Source organism: Maledivibacter sp. (genome assembly GCA_025210375.1).
In the GTDB taxonomy this organism is placed as follows: Bacteria; Bacillota; Clostridia; order Peptostreptococcales; family Caminicellaceae; genus JAOASB01.
Map to the genome: position 1 here is coordinate 149,790 of JAOASB010000052.1, position 14,155 is coordinate 163,944.

Annotated in this window: 15 protein-coding genes; all 15 read left to right on the forward strand. The window is 35.6% G+C overall.

Features of this window, described 5'->3' with window-relative positions; genetic code table 11:
* The first annotated feature begins 115 nt into the window (after positions 1 to 115).
* The 15 genes from N4A68_18315 (at position 116) to murA (ending at position 13,665) form a co-directional block, all read left to right on the forward strand.
* Positions 116 to 1,201 carry an undecaprenyl/decaprenyl-phosphate alpha-N-acetylglucosaminyl 1-phosphate transferase gene (locus N4A68_18315; protein ID MCT4566252.1) on the forward strand — a complete coding sequence of 362 codons (1,086 nt, stop codon included), beginning with the start codon at positions 116 to 118 and terminating at the stop codon, positions 1,199 to 1,201.
* A gap of 193 nt (positions 1,202 to 1,394) precedes the next feature.
* Complete coding sequence (wecB, locus tag N4A68_18320) at positions 1,395 to 2,504, forward strand: UDP-N-acetylglucosamine 2-epimerase (non-hydrolyzing) (protein MCT4566253.1); 1,110 nt, start codon at positions 1,395 to 1,397, stop codon at positions 2,502 to 2,504.
* A 445-nt stretch (positions 2,505 to 2,949) separates the two neighbouring features.
* A complete protein-coding gene (locus tag N4A68_18325) occupies positions 2,950 to 3,174 on the forward strand; it encodes an AtpZ/AtpI family protein (protein ID MCT4566254.1) in 225 nt (74 codons plus the stop codon).
* A 7-nt stretch (positions 3,175 to 3,181) separates the two neighbouring features.
* Positions 3,182 to 3,592 (forward strand): ATP synthase subunit I, encoded by a 411-nt coding sequence (locus N4A68_18330; GenBank protein MCT4566255.1) that lies wholly within the window; start codon positions 3,182 to 3,184, stop codon positions 3,590 to 3,592.
* Positions 3,589 to 4,287, forward strand: a complete 699-nt coding sequence (gene atpB / locus N4A68_18335; GenBank protein ID MCT4566256.1) for a F0F1 ATP synthase subunit A — start codon at positions 3,589 to 3,591, stop codon at positions 4,285 to 4,287. Before N4A68_18330 ends, atpB begins: the two co-directional genes overlap by 4 nt.
* 117 nt (positions 4,288 to 4,404) lie before the next feature.
* A complete protein-coding gene (gene atpE, locus N4A68_18340; protein MCT4566257.1) occupies positions 4,405 to 4,953 on the forward strand; it encodes an ATP synthase F0 subunit C in 549 nt (182 codons plus the stop codon).
* Positions 4,954 to 5,057: 104 nt separating this feature from the next.
* Positions 5,058 to 5,306, forward strand: a complete 249-nt coding sequence (gene atpE / locus N4A68_18345; protein MCT4566258.1) for an ATP synthase F0 subunit C — start codon at positions 5,058 to 5,060, stop codon at positions 5,304 to 5,306.
* 86 nt (positions 5,307 to 5,392) lie between these two features.
* A complete protein-coding gene (atpF, locus tag N4A68_18350; protein ID MCT4566259.1) occupies positions 5,393 to 5,905 on the forward strand; it encodes a F0F1 ATP synthase subunit B in 513 nt (170 codons plus the stop codon).
* Positions 5,893 to 6,435 carry a F0F1 ATP synthase subunit delta gene (locus N4A68_18355; protein MCT4566260.1) on the forward strand — a complete coding sequence of 181 codons (543 nt, stop codon included), beginning with the start codon at positions 5,893 to 5,895 and terminating at the stop codon, positions 6,433 to 6,435. Before atpF ends, N4A68_18355 begins: the two co-directional genes overlap by 13 nt.
* Before the next feature lie 20 nt (positions 6,436 to 6,455).
* Complete coding sequence (gene atpA, locus N4A68_18360) at positions 6,456 to 7,982, forward strand: F0F1 ATP synthase subunit alpha (GenBank protein MCT4566261.1); 1,527 nt, start codon at positions 6,456 to 6,458, stop codon at positions 7,980 to 7,982.
* A gap of 137 nt (positions 7,983 to 8,119) precedes the next feature.
* Entirely contained in the window at positions 8,120 to 8,983 is an 864-nt protein-coding gene (gene atpG, locus N4A68_18365) for an ATP synthase F1 subunit gamma (GenBank protein MCT4566262.1), read from the forward strand.
* 104 nt (positions 8,984 to 9,087) lie between these two features.
* The gene (atpD, locus tag N4A68_18370; protein MCT4566263.1) at positions 9,088 to 10,479 is read left to right on the forward strand and encodes a F0F1 ATP synthase subunit beta; all 1,392 of its coding nucleotides are present in this window, start codon (positions 9,088 to 9,090) and stop codon (positions 10,477 to 10,479) included.
* 111 nt (positions 10,480 to 10,590) lie between these two features.
* Positions 10,591 to 10,995, forward strand: a complete 405-nt coding sequence (locus N4A68_18375) for a F0F1 ATP synthase subunit epsilon (GenBank protein MCT4566264.1) — start codon at positions 10,591 to 10,593, stop codon at positions 10,993 to 10,995.
* Positions 10,996 to 11,442: 447 nt separating this feature from the next.
* On the forward strand, positions 11,443 to 12,180 hold the full coding sequence (locus N4A68_18380; protein MCT4566265.1) for a YwmB family TATA-box binding protein: 738 nt from the start codon (positions 11,443 to 11,445) through the stop codon (positions 12,178 to 12,180).
* Between the two features lie 231 nt (positions 12,181 to 12,411).
* A complete protein-coding gene (murA, locus tag N4A68_18385; protein MCT4566266.1) occupies positions 12,412 to 13,665 on the forward strand; it encodes a UDP-N-acetylglucosamine 1-carboxyvinyltransferase in 1,254 nt (417 codons plus the stop codon).
* The last annotated feature ends 490 nt before the right edge of the window (positions 13,666 to 14,155 follow it).

Genomic DNA, 14,155 nt, shown 5'->3' on the forward strand with positions numbered 1-14,155 from the left:
TTCAAAAACAAAAACTTATTTACATTATAAGGAATTTGGTATAAAATTATTTTGACAAGATAGCTTGTATGCTTTATAAGAATTGACCCCAAAGTTATATCAAGGAGTGTGTATTATGACCAAGTTTATTTTACCTGCAGCCCTTGGAGCTGTGGTGAGCTTCTTATCAACTCCTATAGTAAAAAAACTAGCTCATAAATTAGGAGCTATAGATATACCAAAGGATGATAGAAGAGTACATAAGAATCCTATACCAAGACTAGGTGGCTTGGCAATATTCTTAGGATTTATATTAACAATATTAGTGCTAGTAAAAATGGATTTATTAGAGATCAATAAGGAAATATTAGGAATGCTTTTAGGAGCGTCGATTATTGTTGGGATGGGATTTGTTGATGATATAAAACCATTACCGGCTAAGGTAAAATTAGTAGTACAAATAATCGCTGCAAGTGTACTTGTTGGATTTGGAATCAGAATAGAATACATAACGAATTTCCTTAAATCCGATACGATTTCATTGCTCAATAAGGGAACTGTTGGTCTTGGTATTTTAAGTATACCGATAACTATATTTTGGATAGTAGGTATTACGAATACTGTAAATTTAATTGATGGACTTGATGGATTAGCAGCGGGAATATCGGCTATTGCAGCATTGACTTTAGCCTATGTAGCCTATGCTAAGCCGGAATTATCTAATAGTCAAGAAACTCTAATGATGACCTTAGCGTTGGCTGGAAGCTGTATAGGGTTTTTACCCTTTAATTTTAATCCAGCTAAGATATTTATGGGAGATACGGGCTCCCTATTCCTAGGTTTCATATTAGCAGCTATATCAATTAATGGATTTATCAAAGGTGCTACTGCCCTTGCTATGGTTGTTCCTATATTTGCATTAGGACTTCCTATATTCGATACTACCTTTGCGATACTGAGAAGGGCATTTAATGGAAGACCTATCATGGAAGCAGACAAGGGACACTTACATCATAGACTTCTTTCAACTGGGATGGGACAAAAGAGAGCTGTATTGACCCTTTATATGATAAGTACTTTTTTAGGAGTGAGTGCAGCATTATTATTAAAACAAAAGTATGTAAATAGTGCCATCGTATTAGTGATAACAGCAGCCATTGTGGCTGTTCCCATCAATCAAAGCTGGATGCAAAAAGAAAAAACTTCGAATAATAAAGAGTAAAAAGGGGTTGTCTTTAAAGACAATCTCTTTAATTCAGCCCCGGGTGTTTCAGAATAAATGAAGTTTGAGGTTTTGAAATTCCCGATCGTGAGGCACTTTTTTATGATATCTGTAAGCTGTTTGCCAGTACATTAATCTGTAAAGGGTGAAGAAATTGAAGGAAAATAACAAAGCTTCCGAGAAGTTAAAAATCATGTCAATCTTTGGAACACGACCAGAAGCGGTAAAGATGGCTCCCGTGGTTAAAAAATTAGAGGAAGCAGAGGGCATAGAGTCTATTGTATGTGTTACAGCCCAACATAGGGAGATGCTTGATCAAGTACTAGATCTCTTTGATATTTTACCACACTATGATTTGGATATAATGAAAGCTGGACAAACCTTGAGTGAGATAACCTGTAGAGCCCTTATGGGATTAGAGGAGGTTATAAAAGCTGCAAAGCCTCATATGATATTAGTTCATGGAGATACTACCACTACCTTTGTAGGTGCTTTAGCAGCATTTTATGGCCAAGTGGAAATAGGACATGTTGAGGCAGGTCTGAGAAGCGGTAATATGTATTCCCCTTATCCCGAGGAAGCAAACAGGAGTCTTACAGGAAGGATTGCAAACCTTCATTTTGCACCGACAAAGGGAAATGAGGAAAATCTTCTAAATGAAGGAATAAGAAAAGATAAAATCATAGTAACTGGAAATACAGTAATTGATGCTTTAATAGATGTAATTGATGAAGACTATAAATTTGAAAATGATATCTTGAATGATATTGATTATAAAAATAAAAAGATTATTCTTCTTACTTGTCATAGGAGAGAAAATCTTGGGGAACCAATGAAAAACATATTTTCAGCAGTAAAAGAGATAGTACTAAAAAATGAAGATGTTCATGTGATTTTCCCAGTACATCTCAATCCAAAGGTTAGGGAAATAGCCTTTGGGATACTAGAAAATATACCTAGGGTACACCTTATAAACCCCCTTGATTATGAGCCCTTTGCAAATCTAATGGGTAAAGCTGATATAATTTTAACGGATTCAGGGGGCATACAAGAAGAAGCACCTGCTCTTGGTAAACCGGTTCTTGTTTTAAGAACAGAAACGGAAAGACCAGAAGCGGTATTAGCGGGAACTGCTAAGATAGCAGGAATAGAAAAGGATAACATAGTTAAACTAACAGATGAATTAATAAACAACAAAGAGGAATATGACAAAATGGCAAATGCGGTCAATCCATATGGTGATGGAAAAGCAAGTGAGCGAATTGTCGATGCTATAAGGAAATATTTCAAAAATTCATGTTAAGGACATATGTTTTGAGTAGAGAAAAGAGAGACTAATTCAAAATATGTAAAGGGGGACCAAAAGCATATTTTAAAAAGTCTCTCTTTTCTACGTATTACTAGTATTGACTTTTTCTCTAAAAATATACATAAATTTTAAAAATTAAAATTAATCTAAAAAAGCAGGAAAATTTAAAAAAATGTCGAATATACTATTATAGAAATAGTAGATTTGTATGCGAAACGTGATTAAATTTTAATCGCGATTAGAGAAAAAATTAACAAACTTTTTTAAAAATTATTATAATACTTGTCTAAATATTCATTGTATTATAAAATCTAATATGGAGTAATATTTCATAATTATTAATTACTAAAAATGCATATTATATATAGTATGTAAGGTTTGTATTAAAAAGGTTAAAACAGGAAAACAATGCAATTAAGCTTGGGAGATAATAGATAATATGAAAAATGGTAAATATAAAATGTATGAAAACTTAGTTTTCGTAACTCAAATTGGATTAATGATGGCTTTACCTATAGTAATATGCGTAATTATCGGAAATTATATAGATGAAAAACTAGGTACAGGTAGTATTTTTTTATTGATATTTATAGCCTTAGGAGTTGCTTCTTCTTTTTTGAATTTGTATAAAATCACCATGAGGTTAATAAATAAAAGGAAGTGATACATAATTGATTGAAACCTATGAATTAGAAAAAAAGATTATAAAGAGAGTGCTAATTATTCTCTCTATCTTGATTATAATAGCTTATTTTACTTCACAGAATCCAAAGGCTTGGGCTCTTGGATATGTTTTTGGAGGCTTGATAGGCATATTGAATTTTCTCCACTTAGGGAAGACTATTGAGAGAGCAGTTACAATGAACCCAGGGAAAGCACAGGGTTATACGTCTTCTAGATACATGCTTAGATATCTTACCACTGGAGTTGTTATAGCAGTTTCGCTAAAGGCGGATTATCTAAATGGATTAGCCACGATTGCAGGTTTGCTTTTAGTGAAGTTTGCCATATATTCAACACATTTATTTGATAGTAAAGAATATTACAGAAGAATTTTTAAGAGAAGGGAGGACAACAGATGAATGGCGGTTTTGGACCTTATAAAGTTATAGAACTACCAGGGGGCATAGTGATTAGTCAAACAGTGACTGTGACATGGTTTATAATGTTTTTGCTTACTGTTTTTGCCTATTTTGCTAGCAAGAAATTGGATAAGGTCCCTAGTACATTTCAGAATATAGTTGAAATTTTGGTAGAATCTATATACAATTTGACGAAGCAAACCATGGGGGAAGATAAGATGAACTTTGCACCCTATATGGGAACTCTCTTACTTTTTATAGGAATAGCAAATATTTCTGGTTTGTTTGGATTAAGACCACCCACTGCCGATGTTAATACGACATTGGGGCTTGCAATAATGACCTTTTTTATGGTTCATTATAATTCAATTAAGTCAAATGGAGTCAAAAGCTATATGAAGGGTTATTTAGAGCCTATGCCATTTTTATTACCCCTAAATATAATAGGAGAGCTTGCTAATCCGGTATCTTTGGCTTTCCGTTTGTTTGGTAATGTTGTTGGTGGAGTAATCATAATGGTTCTTTTGTATAATGCCCTTGGATTTTTAAGTGCCTCGTTAGGTATTGGAATACCAATACTCCAGGCGGGGATTCCTGCGGTGCTTCATATTTACTTTGATTTATTTGCAGGATTACTTCAATCTTTTATTTTCACCATGTTAACTATGGTATTTATATCAATGGGTATGGATTAAAAGCTTTGAAAACTTAAATGTTTTATTTTAAATGCTTTGAGGTCGGATTTTGTAGTGTAAATTGGATTCTATAAAATTTCCTCAAAACAGTGACGATTCACGAAGGAGGAGAGCAGCATGAACAGCATGAACTTTATTGAAAAGTTCTTTGCATGGTTACTAAGCTTCGACAAGCAGACCTTAATCTACGCTGCCTCAGCTATTGGAGCAGGACTTGCCATGATAGCTGGTATTGGACCTGGAATAGGACAAGGTTATGCAGCCGGAAAAGGTGCTGAGGCCGTAGGTCTCAACCCTAAAGGTAGCAAGCAATCTACCATGGTTATGCTTTTAGGTGCTGCTGTAGCGGAAACATCGGGTATTTTAGCTTTAGTAGTTGCTATCATACTCTTATATGGGAATCCAATAGTTAACTTTGAGGGAGCTTCCATAATCTTAGCTGCATCGGCTATTGGAGCAGGATTTTCTATGATAGCTGGTATTGGACCTGGGATAGGACAGGGTTATGCAGCGGGAAAGGCTACAGAAGCAGTGGGGAGAAGACCAAAATTGTATTCGGCTATTGTGAGAACCATGTTTTTGGGGCAAGCAGTGGCACAAACCACAGGGATTTACGCTTTAATAGTTGCATTGGTATTGATTTTTGCCAATCCATTTATTAGATAAGAGAATTTTACAGTTTTGACTTGGCAAAATTACATAATGAATGTTATATTATACAAATCTTTCAAGACTAAATTTAAAAGTGAGTATTTAAAGGAGGAAGTAGAATGAATGGTGTAGATTTAATAAAAGCGTGTTCAGCGATTGGTGCAGGTTTAGCTATGATAGCTGGTATTGGACCTGGGATTGGACAGGGTTATGCAGCGGGTAAAGGTGCTGAAGGTGTTGGAAGACAGCCAGAGGCTCAAGGTGATATTGTTAGAACTATGCTACTTGGTGCAGCGGTTGCAGAGACCACAGGTATCTATGGATTAATCGTAGCACTAATTCTATTATTTGCTAACCCATTTTTCTAAAATGCTTTAGAATTTGGTGGAGATGGACAGCCATCTCCTATTTTGAGATACCCCGATTATTATGGGTTTGTAAAGGAGGCGTCTAAATGGGATTGAAGCTTGGGTTAGTTGAAGTCAGTTGGAATTTCTGGTTTCAAATAGTTAATACAATTATACTTTTCCTTATTCTTAAAAAGCTTCTATTCAAACCGGTTTCAGAGTTTATGGAAAGAAGAAAAGCTGAAATTGTAGGTTCTATAAAAGAAGCTGAGATGAAGAATGAAGAAGCTGAAAGCTATAAGGCAGAGTATATAGCTAAGATAGGTAGTTCAGAAGAAGAAGGTAGACAAATAATAAGGGATGCTGCTAAGAGGGCCGAGGAAAGGGCTAACGAAATAATTAAAGCAGCTCATAAGGAAGCAGAAGAAATAAAACAAAGAGCAAATCTTGAAATAGACAGAGAAAGAAAAAAGGCTATAAATTCCCTTAAGGATGAAATAGCATCTATTGCCATGCTTGCGGCTTCTAAAGTTGTTGAAGAAGACTTAAATGATAAAAAGCATAATAACCTTGTAAGAAAGTTTATAGATGAGGTAGGGGAAACAAGATGGCAAAATTAGTATCTAGAACTTATTCAGAGGCTTTATTTGAAGTGGCTTTAGAGGAAAGCAAGGTAGATCAGTTTTTAGATGAAATAAGCTTTGTTACAAAGACCTTTAAAATGTATCCAGAGTTTTTTGAACTTTTCAAAACCCCCCTTGTTAAAGGCGATGAAAAGAAAAAGATAATGGAAGATATATTTGGTGATAAATTGAGTAAAGAGATGAATAATTTCTTGAAAATAATCATTGATAAAAGAAGAGGTCATTTTATTGAGCAAATAAAATGTGAGTATGAAAGTATAGTAAATGAACATAAGGGCATAGTTAATGCAGTAGCAATTACTGCGGTTCCTTTAGCTGATAAAGAAAAGATTATGCTTAGGGAGAAATTATCCACAATAACAGGAAAGACCATCGAGCTTTCAAATGAGATCGATAAGGATGTTATAGGTGGAATTTTAGTTAAGATAGGCGATAAGATTATAGATGGAACGATAAAGAGTAGACTTGAAGAACTGAAGGAAAGTCTATCACAAATCATAGTGTAAGAGATAGGGGTGAATAGACCATGAATCTTAGACCTGAAGAAATAAGCTCTGTGATTAAAGCACAGATTAAAAGATATGAAAGTAAGCTTGAAGCGAAGGATGTAGGAACAATAATTCAAGTTGGAGACGGTATTGCAAGAATCCATGGGCTTGAAAAATGTATGGCTGGAGAGCTTCTGGAGTTTCCTGACGAAGTCTACGGTATGGTACTTAACCTAGAGGAAGATAATGTTGGTGCTGTGTTACTTGGGTCTGATCAAAATATCAAAGAAGGGGATACCGTAAAGCGTACCGAAAGAATCGTTGAGGTTCCCGTTGGTAATGAATTGATAGGAAGAGTTGTTAATGCGTTAGGACAACCTATAGATGGTAAAGGACCGATAAAATCTGAAAAGTTTAGACCTATAGAAGCCGAGGCTCCTGGCGTTATAGACAGAAAATCAGTTCATCAGCCCTTGCAAACTGGTATCAAGGCCATAGATTCCATGATACCTATAGGTAGGGGACAGAGGGAGCTTATTATCGGTGATAGACAAACCGGTAAAACTGCCGTTTGTATTGATACCATCTTGAATCAAAAAGAAGAAAATGTAATTTGTATATATGTTGCTATTGGGCAAAAGAAATCCACTGTTGCCCAGCTTGTTAAAACTTTAGAAGAGAATGGTGCAATGGACTACACTATGGTGGTTTCAGCCTCAGCAAGTGAAGCGGCTCCACTTCAGTATATCGCACCCTTTGCTGGTTGTGCAATGGGAGAAGAACTTATGCATCAAGGTAAAGATGTGCTGATAGTGTACGACGACTTGTCTAAGCATGCTGTTGCATATCGTGCTATGTCATTATTACTTCGTCGTCCACCGGGACGTGAAGCATATCCTGGTGATGTATTCTATCTACATAGTAGATTACTTGAGAGAGCTGCAAAGCTTAGTGATAAGCTTGGAGGAGGTTCAATAACTGCCCTTCCACTTATTGAAACACAAGCGGGGGACGTTTCGGCTTATATCCCTACAAATGTAATATCTATTACCGATGGGCAGATATATCTTGAGACAGAATTGTTCAACGCAGGACAAAGACCAGCGGTTAATGCAGGTATATCCGTATCACGTGTTGGTGGAGATGCTCAGATAAAAGCTATGAAAAAGGTTGCAGGTAAAATCAAGCTTGAGCTTGCTCAGTATAGAGAACTAGCTGCCTTTGCTCAATTTGGTTCTGAGCTTGATAAGGATACAAAGGATAGACTTGATCAAGGTCAAAGATTAATGGAAATATTAAAGCAGTCTCAATATAATCCGATTAGAGTAGAAGATCAAGTTATAATAATCTATGCTGCTGTTAATAAGTATCTTAAGGAAATAGAAGTAGATGCTTTAGGACGTTATCAGGTACAACTTTTAGAATTTATGGGTAACAATCATTCAGAAATTGGTGCTTCAATAAAACAAACTGGTAAGCTTGAAGAAAAAACAGAAAACGAGCTTAAGTCGGCCATAGAAGAATTTAATAGGATATTTAAGGAAAGAGAAAAGGATAGAGCATAATATATGTTCAAATCTTCTAAGAATAATGGGCTGAGAAGTATAAAAAACAATGGTTTGTTAGGACCTTGGACTTAGGACTTTGAACAGCAAAATGCATTAGCATTTTGCTAAACCCTTGCCGCAGGAGGTGAAGGTATATGGCAGGAATGGGAATGCGCGATATCAAGCGTAGGATAAAGAGTGTAAACAGTACTAAACAGATAACTAATGCCATGAAGCTTGTATCTACTGCTAAGTTAAAGAGAACAAGAGACAGGTTTGAAAAAGTACAACCATATTCTGAAACAGTAAATAGAACTATACAAGGAATACTAGGGAGTGCTAATAATATTGAGCATAAATATATCAGTGAGCGTGAAATTAAAAAGAGTCTGTATATAGTTATTACGGCTGATAGAGGTTTATGCGGTGGATACAATATAAATGCTATAAAAAAGGCATTAGAGGATATAGAAGATAAGGAAAAGGCTAGCTTCATAGTTATTGGACAAAGAGCTAAGGGTTATTTACAGAAGAGAAATTATGAGATATTAGGTGAATATTTACAGATTTCAGAAAAACCAGAGTATAGTCATGCTAAGGATATAGGAAGATTAGCCCTTAAGCTATACAAAGATGGCGAAATAGATGAAATTAAGCTTATATATACTAGATTTGCAAGTACTATATCCCAAGTACCAGAATTGCTTAAGCTTTTACCAGCATCTAAACCAAATGAGGAGCAGTCTGGGGAAAAGGAATTTAAGTATGTTTCATATGAACCCTCTCCAGGGGCAGTGCTAGATTATCTGATTCCTAAATATGTTGAAAGTACAATATTTGGTGCATTAGTTGAATCGGCTGCCAGTGAACAGGCTGCTAGAAGAATGGCTATGGAAAATGCAACGGATAATGCTGAGGAAATGATTGGAAATCTTACATTGTCATTTAATCAGGCACGACAGGCTGCTATCACTCAAGAAATTACAGAAATCGTTGGAGGTGCAGAAGCACTGAAGTAGTTTATAGTTCTAAGTTGTGAGAAAAAGCACCATAAAAAATGACTGAAATGTTTTAAGCTTAGCTTTTGAAACTTGGAACTTTTATGAAAGGATGTGAACTCAGTATGGCCCAAAACGTTGGAAAGGTAGTTTCAATCATAGGTCCTGTTGTAGACGTAAGATTTGAAAGCCAAAATCTACCTGAAATCTTGAATGCCATAGAGATTAATTATAATGATAAGAAGCTTATAGTTGAGGTTGCTCAACATATAGGGGACAATACAGTAAGATGTGTTGCCATGTCATCAACTGATGGCTTGGTAAGGGGTATTGAAGCCGTGGATACAGGAACACCTATTTCAGTTCCTGTTGGAAAAGCAACATTAGGTCGTATATTCAATGTACTTGGAAGTGCTATAGATGCTAAGCCGGACCCCAAGAAGGTAGAAAAATGGCCTATTCATAGACCAGCTCCAGCCTTTGAAGATCAAGAGACATCCGCTGAGATTCTTGAAACTGGGATCAAAGTAGTTGATCTTATAGCACCCTATGCTAAGGGTGGTAAGATAGGTTTATTTGGTGGTGCCGGTGTTGGTAAGACGGTTCTTATCCAAGAGCTTATCAACAATATCGCAAAGGAGCATGGTGGACTTTCAGTATTTGCCGGTGTTGGTGAGAGAACAAGGGAAGGTAATGACCTTTATCATGAAATGATAGAGTCGGGAGTTATTGAAAAAACTGCCATGGTATTTGGACAGATGAATGAGCCACCAGGAGCTAGAATGCGTGTTGGACTTACTGGACTTACAATGGCGGAATATTTCAGAGACACTGAAGGTAGAGATGTACTATTATTCGTTGACAATATATTTAGATTTACACAAGCGGGCTCAGAGGTTTCAGCATTACTTGGACGTATGCCTAGTGCCGTTGGTTATCAGCCGACACTTGCTACGGATATGGGTGCCCTTCAAGAGAGAATCACATCAACTAAGAAGGGTTCCATCACATCGGTTCAAGCTGTATACGTACCTGCCGATGACTTAACTGACCCCGCTCCGGCAACAACGTTTGCCCATCTGGATGCTCAAACAGTTTTATCAAGAGAGATATCTAATCTAGGGATATATCCAGCTGTGGATCCTCTGGATTCTAACTCAAGAATCTTGACTCCAGAGGTAGTTGGAGAAGAACATTATAAGGTGGCTCGTCAGGTTCAAGAGATACTACAGAGATTAAAGGAGCTACAGGATATAATTGCTATACTTGGTATGGATGAGCTTTCGGATGAAGATAAATTAGTTGTTTCAAGGGGAAGAAAGATTCAAAGATTTATGTCACAACCATTCCACGTTGCTGAGCAGTTTACAGGAACTCCAGGAAGATATGTACCTATTAAGGAGACCATAAGAGGATTCAAGGAAATACTAGAAGGTAAACACGATGATCTTCCAGAATCGGCCTTTCTTCTAGTAGGAACAATTGAGGATGCAGTGGAAAAAGCGAAACAATCTTAAGGGTAAAGTGTTAGGGTCAAGTTCTAAGTTGCAAGTTCCAAGATTTAGACAAATAGAAGAACGATTAAAAACCTAGAACTTAGAACTTTGAACTTTTTTGGAGGTGAGCAAATGGCATCGACTTTCCAGCTTGAGATAGTTACTCCCGATAGAAAGTTTTTTGAAGGCGAGGTTGATATGGTTATTGCTAAGACCACGGAAGGATATACTGGTATTCTTCATGACCATGTTCCCATGGTATCACCTCTTTCTATAGGAGTAATTAAGATAAAAAAGGATAGTAAAATTATTAAGGCTACATGCTCTGGTGGCTTTATAAGCACTGATGAAGATAAAGCTACTATTGTTACTGATTCAGCTGAATGGCCTGAGGAAATAGATGTTGTAAGGGCTGAGTCTGCTATGAAGAGAGCCGAAGAAAGAATTAAAATTAAGTCTGAAGAAACGGATATGTTAAGGGCTCAAATAGCACTTAATAAAGCATTAAATAGATTAAGACTTACAAAAGGTGAATAAACAAAAAAATCCCGAAGAATTCCTTCGGGATTTTCAGATTGTTGACAAAGTCAACAAGATGTCAGGCTGCCTAACAATCCGAAGTTCGAGGCGTGCTGAAACCGAGAGGCTGCAGCGTATATAGACATACGTAAGGGTTCTTGGTTGAAGCAACAACGAAGAAATTCGGGTTTTTAGGCAGAATGAAATCCCGAAGAATTGCTTCGGGATTTTTTTAGTGTAGTGTAAAATATTGCTTGTGATTCCTATGGTATGGTTAAAAATTAAAAAAATAATTTTTTTATTATGTATATAAGAAAACCTATGTGTCAATACTTTTAATGAAAGAGGATAGAGTATAGCTCAAAATATGATTTTAAGTCCCCCTTTGCATATTTTGCTGCTGTATCTCTTCCTTTTATCATTTTAGCCGGTGCAATGGCTAGTAATTGAGTAGGGTGAGGGCAAATGTATAAGAAATTATTTATTTATATTTTTATTTTGACACTAAGTATATCCGTTGTATTTGGTAATTCCATAGAGCCGTTAAAACCGGAATTAGCAGTAAAAACAGCTTTTGATGTATCAAAGGCCAAATTAGATCATATAAACATTAATAGCTATGTAAGAATTGACAATAATTTTATAGCTATTGACAATGGAAGCAAAATATGTAATGATATTTCAGAAAAGCTTGGAATGAAAGAAATTAGTATTAAAAAAAAAATAGAAGAAAATTCTTATGGCATTAGTGTTAAGGGGATTCTTTGTGGAGGAGTATACGCTACTATTATCCTACGGAGTTCAAAGTTGGAGAACCCTAATGAAAGTACTATAGTCATAGATATAATTGAGACCAAAGGACAGTATGCTTTAGAAAAACTATGTGATAAAATTAGAGATGTCCTATTAAGCTATGGAAAAGTGAATCTGAATGTTAATATTGTAGGATATTATAATGGATTTGTAGATAATAAGGAACTTAAGATAATAATCGACAGACTATTTGAAGCAGTTGGAGCAGAAGGGGTTGAAGGCATAGATGAAGATAATTTAATTAGCATAACAGGATATACCCCTAATATTAAAGAGCATATAAGCTATTGTGGAAAAAAGGCAAATATCAATATTGCTACACGATTGAACAGCTATGAAAACAAAACGTATATATGGATAGGGACTCCATTGATCGTTGAGGAATATTAATAGAGTATGTTATATGTATGTGGTCATAAACTTTTATTGATCAATATTTATAAACTATCAGTACTTTATTTGGTAATTTAAGTAAATGGCATTTGTTTCGCAATACAAGCAGGAAAAAATAGATTGATGTAGAAATACTAAGATGGAGTATTTTTAAAATTATAACTTATATCAATAGATTTAAAATAGAAGCCTAAGAATTCGTAATATACAATAAAAGGAGGATCACCATTGCCAAAGATAATTGTACAAAAAAGTGGACCGTTAATGGGTACGGTAAAAGTAAGTGGTGCGAAAAACTCTGTTTTAAAAATCATGGCTGCTTCAATACTTTCAAAGGGTAAGGTTTTAATTGAAGATAGCCCTAATATAAAAGATGTTGAGTACATGGGAGAACTTTTAACTTCCCTCGGAGCAGATGTAAATAAAAACAGTGATGGTATTATAGAAATTGATTGTTCATTATTAAATAATTGTGAGGCTCCATATGAATTAGTAAAAAAGATGAGAGCATCATTTCAAATTATTGGCCCATTATTAGCTAGAAATGGAAAGGCAAGAGTTTCTCAACCCGGTGGATGTGCTATTGGAACAAGACCCATAGATTTACATCTAAAAGGATTTAAAGCCATGGGAGCCAAGATAGAATTGGGTCACGGTTACATTGAGGCTACAGCAGAAAAATTAGTAGGGGATAAAATATATCTGGATTTTCCAAGTGTCGGAGCTACAGAAAATATAATGATGGCTGCTACAATGGCTGAAGGTCAGACTATAATACAGAATGCAGCAGAAGAACCTGAAATAGTGGATTTAGCAAACTTTTTGAACAGTATGGGAGCTAATGTAAAGGGAGCAGGAACTGATACCATAAAGATACAGGGAGTAAAGGAATTAGGAGGGACAAGACACACTGTAATTCCTGATAGAATTGAAGCGGGTACATATATGGTGGCAGCTGCTATAACCGGTGGAGATATCACAATAAAAAATGCATTGCCAGATCATTTAAAGCCGATGATAGCTAAACTTAAGGAATGCGGGGTTGAAGTTTATGAAAATGCTGATCAAATAAGGGTGTGCGCTACAAATGGCATCAATGCCATCGATGTAAAAACCCTTCCTTACCCAGGATTTCCAACGGATATGCAGTCACAATTCATGGCGCTTTTGAGTGTGGCGAAGGGTACTAGTGTGATTATTGAAACCGTATTTGAAAATAGATTTATGCATGTTAGTGAACTAAATAGAATGGGTGCTAATATAAAGATAGAGGGACATAGTGCTGTAGTTCAAGGTGCTAAATCCCTTGAAGGAGCCCAAGTGAGGGCAACTGATCTTAGGGCTGGAGCGGCACTTATATTGGCAGGATTAGTTGCTGAAGGTAAAACGGAAATAAGTGATATACACCATATAGACAGAGGATATGTAGATATAGAGAGTAAATTAAGAAGCCTAGGGGCAAATATTGAAAGAGTAGATTAACATATACTTTAGGTAGATTCAAAAATAAGCTAGTCATCTTACTCGTCCTTTTGATTCTTTTCTTTGTTACTCAATCACTTACATACAGTGAGTATGCCCGTGACTGAGGGTATAGAAAATAATCAAAATTACTTCGTAACTTGACCAGCTTATTTTTTTCATATGCCCTATAATACAAAAAAGTGTCAAAATTCATTAATGGATTTTGACATTTTTTTATTATGGCAAATAATAATGTCATATTTCCCTGGAAATATGACAAAATAATTTTGAACTCAATCTAAAAATTCGACGAAGATATACAGAGCTTAGAATAAATCCTAATTTATACATATGGAAATATTCCATGTTTCTGGGGAGTTTTAATATACATAAATTAAAGTTTTGACTATAATCTCTGTCGCGGTGTATTACTTACTAATTTTTCAAATCCCACATTTATAATAGTGTAGAATTTTAATCATATTTTTTCCCTTAGCAACATAAAATG

Bases quoted from the DNA above. Each gene is read 5' to 3' on its own strand.
- N4A68_18315 (MCT4566252.1), top strand. From the start codon at position 116: ATGACCAAGTTTATTTTACCTGCAGCCCTTGGAGCTGTGGTGAGCTTC.
- wecB (MCT4566253.1), top strand. From the start codon at position 1,395: ATGTCAATCTTTGGAACACGACCAGAAGCGGTAAAGATGGCTCCCGTG.
- N4A68_18325 (MCT4566254.1), top strand. From the start codon at position 2,950: ATGAAAAATGGTAAATATAAAATGTATGAAAACTTAGTTTTCGTAACT.
- atpB (MCT4566256.1), top strand. From the start codon at position 3,589: ATGAATGGCGGTTTTGGACCTTATAAAGTTATAGAACTACCAGGGGGC.
- atpE (MCT4566257.1), top strand. From the start codon at position 4,405: ATGAACAGCATGAACTTTATTGAAAAGTTCTTTGCATGGTTACTAAGC.
- atpE (MCT4566258.1), top strand. From the start codon at position 5,058: ATGAATGGTGTAGATTTAATAAAAGCGTGTTCAGCGATTGGTGCAGGT.
- atpF (MCT4566259.1), top strand. From the start codon at position 5,393: ATGGGATTGAAGCTTGGGTTAGTTGAAGTCAGTTGGAATTTCTGGTTT.
- N4A68_18355 (MCT4566260.1), top strand. From the start codon at position 5,893: ATGGCAAAATTAGTATCTAGAACTTATTCAGAGGCTTTATTTGAAGTG.
- atpA (MCT4566261.1), top strand. From the start codon at position 6,456: ATGAATCTTAGACCTGAAGAAATAAGCTCTGTGATTAAAGCACAGATT.
- atpG (MCT4566262.1), top strand. From the start codon at position 8,120: ATGGCAGGAATGGGAATGCGCGATATCAAGCGTAGGATAAAGAGTGTA.
- atpD (MCT4566263.1), top strand. From the start codon at position 9,088: ATGGCCCAAAACGTTGGAAAGGTAGTTTCAATCATAGGTCCTGTTGTA.
- N4A68_18375 (MCT4566264.1), top strand. From the start codon at position 10,591: ATGGCATCGACTTTCCAGCTTGAGATAGTTACTCCCGATAGAAAGTTT.
- N4A68_18380 (MCT4566265.1), top strand. From the start codon at position 11,443: ATGTATAAGAAATTATTTATTTATATTTTTATTTTGACACTAAGTATA.